At 42.5% G+C, this 2,651-nt stretch carries 3 protein-coding genes; 1 reads left to right on the plus strand and 2 read right to left on the minus strand.

Annotation, left to right across the window (positions count from 1 at the left end):
* Nucleotides 1-217: 217 nt before the first annotated feature.
* Nucleotides 218-1,111 carry a LysR family transcriptional regulator gene (locus tag RXX31_RS24535; protein ID WP_317592196.1) on the minus strand — a complete coding sequence of 298 codons (894 nt, stop codon included), beginning with the start codon at nt 1,109-1,111 and terminating at the stop codon, nt 218-220.
* Between the two features lie 102 nt (nt 1,112-1,213).
* Between RXX31_RS24535 and RXX31_RS24540 the strand changes: the two genes are divergently transcribed.
* Nucleotides 1,214-1,864 (plus strand): glutathione S-transferase, encoded by a 651-nt coding sequence (locus RXX31_RS24540; protein WP_317592197.1) that lies wholly within the window; start codon nt 1,214-1,216, stop codon nt 1,862-1,864.
* Between the two features lie 275 nt (nt 1,865-2,139).
* On the opposite strand, the gene RXX31_RS24545 is transcribed toward RXX31_RS24540, so the two are convergent.
* Nucleotides 2,140-2,651: GlxA family transcriptional regulator (locus RXX31_RS24545; protein WP_317592198.1), on the minus strand; the 512-nt coding region annotated here is incomplete at its 5' end.

Genomic DNA, 2,651 nt, shown 5'->3' on the forward strand with positions numbered 1-2,651 from the left:
TTTCAATTATTGAAGACTGTTGCACAACTACAGATGCGATGATTCATAAAATTGCTTTGAATGCAGCATCACCTCGCGTACCCCTAGTAACGTTTTCCGAAGTGTTATAGAAATAGTCATAAGAAAATGAATTGAAACCTCACTGGTATCGTTTTCTAGTGAGGTTTCGCTTTAACGAACAATGGAGCTGATACGTGCTAGCACGTATCAGCTGCTTTCAATCAATTGCACCAAGTTTATCAATAACAAAATCTAAAAATACTTTCACTCGTTCAGGTTGATAAACACCTCCACGGTACAGAGCGTTCAACGGATACTTAAGTGGTTTAAAACCGATATCAAGTTTTTGCAGGAGTCCCTTTTCCACATAAGGTGCAGCGATAATATCGGGTTGATAGCTTGCTCCAACCGCTGAGAGCGTCAACTGGCGAATAAGCCGTGGACTATTGCTTTTGAAAACGGCGTGTACGGCGAGATTATGACAAGCATTGCTTTGCTTCATAGCGCTAGCCACAGGCCAACGAGCTGTTGCGTGAAGGTTGCTGTCGATAAGGCAAGGTAAGTGTTTTAATTCCATATCATCGCAGCACTGTTTTGCTAACTCAGGCGCGGCATAAACTGAACTTTGAAGGGACATTACCTTACGATATTTTAAGTTGGAGTCTTCGAGTTCACTGGCACGAAAAGCGATGTCTATGCCTTGTTCGACTAAATCCAGTTTTTGATTAGTAACGATGATATCAATCTGAATATCTGGATATCGCGCATGAAACTCTGGAAGAAGTGGGCTTAATAATTCCTCAGCAAAACCCTGCGAAGCCGTTACACGCATACATCCAGAAGCTTCTTTATTCTTTGAGTGGAGTTGATGGTATAGCTGGTCAAACTTAGCCAGAACCTGTTGCGCTTGCAGGTAGTACTCTTGGCCAGCCTGATTAACTGAAAGCTTACGGGTGGTGCGATGAAACAGTTTGACTCCGAGCTGCTCTTCGACGCGGTTTACGTATTTGGAGGTGAGGGATTTAGAAATACCTAAACGTTCAGAAGCAGCGCTAAATGAGCCTGTTTCTATCACAGCCACAACTGTTCTCATTCCATCGATAGTGTCCATAAATTATCAACATTCTGGAAATTATCATTCCATGTTAGCGGGGTTTTTCTTCTTCGCAACTTGTTCTTAAATGTAGAACAGACAACGAGCTAGGAGAAAACAATGATAAAACTATACTGGCACCCCATGTCGGGGCACGCACACCGCGCACACATGCTATTAAGTATCCTCGAATTGGACTTTGAGCTCATTACCGTCGATTTACCGGCTGGGGAACATCAACGACCAGAGTTTTTGGCACTTAACCCCTTTGGACAAATACCAGTATTAGTCGATGGTGAAATCGTCATTTCTGACTCAAACGCGATCTTGGTTTATCTTGCTACCGTTTATGATAGAGAACAGATATGGCTTCCAGAGTCGCCTCTGGTGCGTGCGCATATCGAACAGTTTCTTTCTCTAGCAGCTCATCGACTAGCAGGCTCAATAGCCAAACTTCGCGCAGCGAACTTATTCAATCGCAGCATAGACAGTGCACCGCTCACTCAAGAAGCACATAAGCTCCTCATACAACTCCAAACTTACCAAAACGGCCGTCAATGGTTGGTCGGAACAAAGCCTACTATTGCGGACTTAGCCCTCTACAGTTATATCAAGTTAGCGCCAGAAGGTGGAATAAGTTTAGCTGACTACCCTGTTTTGGAAGCTTGGCTGAAACGAGTAGAAGGGCTATCTGGCTTTGTACCTATGCAACTTTCGAATGTCGGTCTACGGAAGGAAATACTAAATAGTGATATTATCGAAACCCATTGATAATTGCTCAACTCACTTTACCTTTACTATCTAGCTAATCGTTTTTAGGTATTGGGTACCCCTTTAAAGTAGAGTGAGTTACCCACTCACTCTTGCTTTGTCACGTTTTAACTGATTCGAACTTAGGTTATTGGGAGTTAAGAAGGGCTAATTTATACTTGTTTCTTATTTCGACCCAAAATGAATAAAAGTAATCCAAAAAGCAGCTTTCTGAATTAGTGCATTAATCAGGCGTAACTTCGAATGGGGCAGATTCGATTCAGTCAGAATCTGAATCAGGAAAACCTCTTTCGGAACTCTCGTGGCGTTAATCCAACAATATTGATAAAGGCCTTTCGACATGCACTGATATCTTCGTAACCAACTTGGTTGGCTATCCATTCAAATGAGTTTTTTGTACTTTCCAGATAGTCACATGCATTTTGTACTCTGAGACGTTGCAAATACTGATTTGGGTTGTACCCCGTGGCCTTTAGGAATCGTCTTTGCATAGTCCGTTCAGTAAGGTTTACTTGCTTAGCTAACTGATGTATCGATAACGGTTCCGTATAACTTTGATGCATTGTCTGTTGAACCGAAACAATCACCAAATCACCATGAGCGAACGATGGTTTGAATTGTTGATAATAACTCTGCTCTCTCTGCGAAGTATCGATAACAAGTGTTTTACCAAGTTGGCGAACAACCCGAGGAGACGAATATTTAGAGATCAGTTCAAACCCGAGATCCAGCCACGACATCATACCGCCCGCCGTCACTATGTCACCGTGATCGATCAATATCTTAT

The organism is Vibrio sp. EA2, from assembly GCF_033042495.1.
Lineage (GTDB): Bacteria > Pseudomonadota > Gammaproteobacteria > Enterobacterales > Vibrionaceae > Vibrio.

Bases quoted from the DNA above. Each gene is read 5' to 3' on its own strand.
- RXX31_RS24535 (WP_317592196.1), bottom strand. From the start codon at position 1,111: ATGGACACTATCGATGGAATGAGAACAGTTGTGGCTGTGATAGAAACA.
- RXX31_RS24540 (WP_317592197.1), top strand. From the start codon at position 1,214: ATGATAAAACTATACTGGCACCCCATGTCGGGGCACGCACACCGCGCA.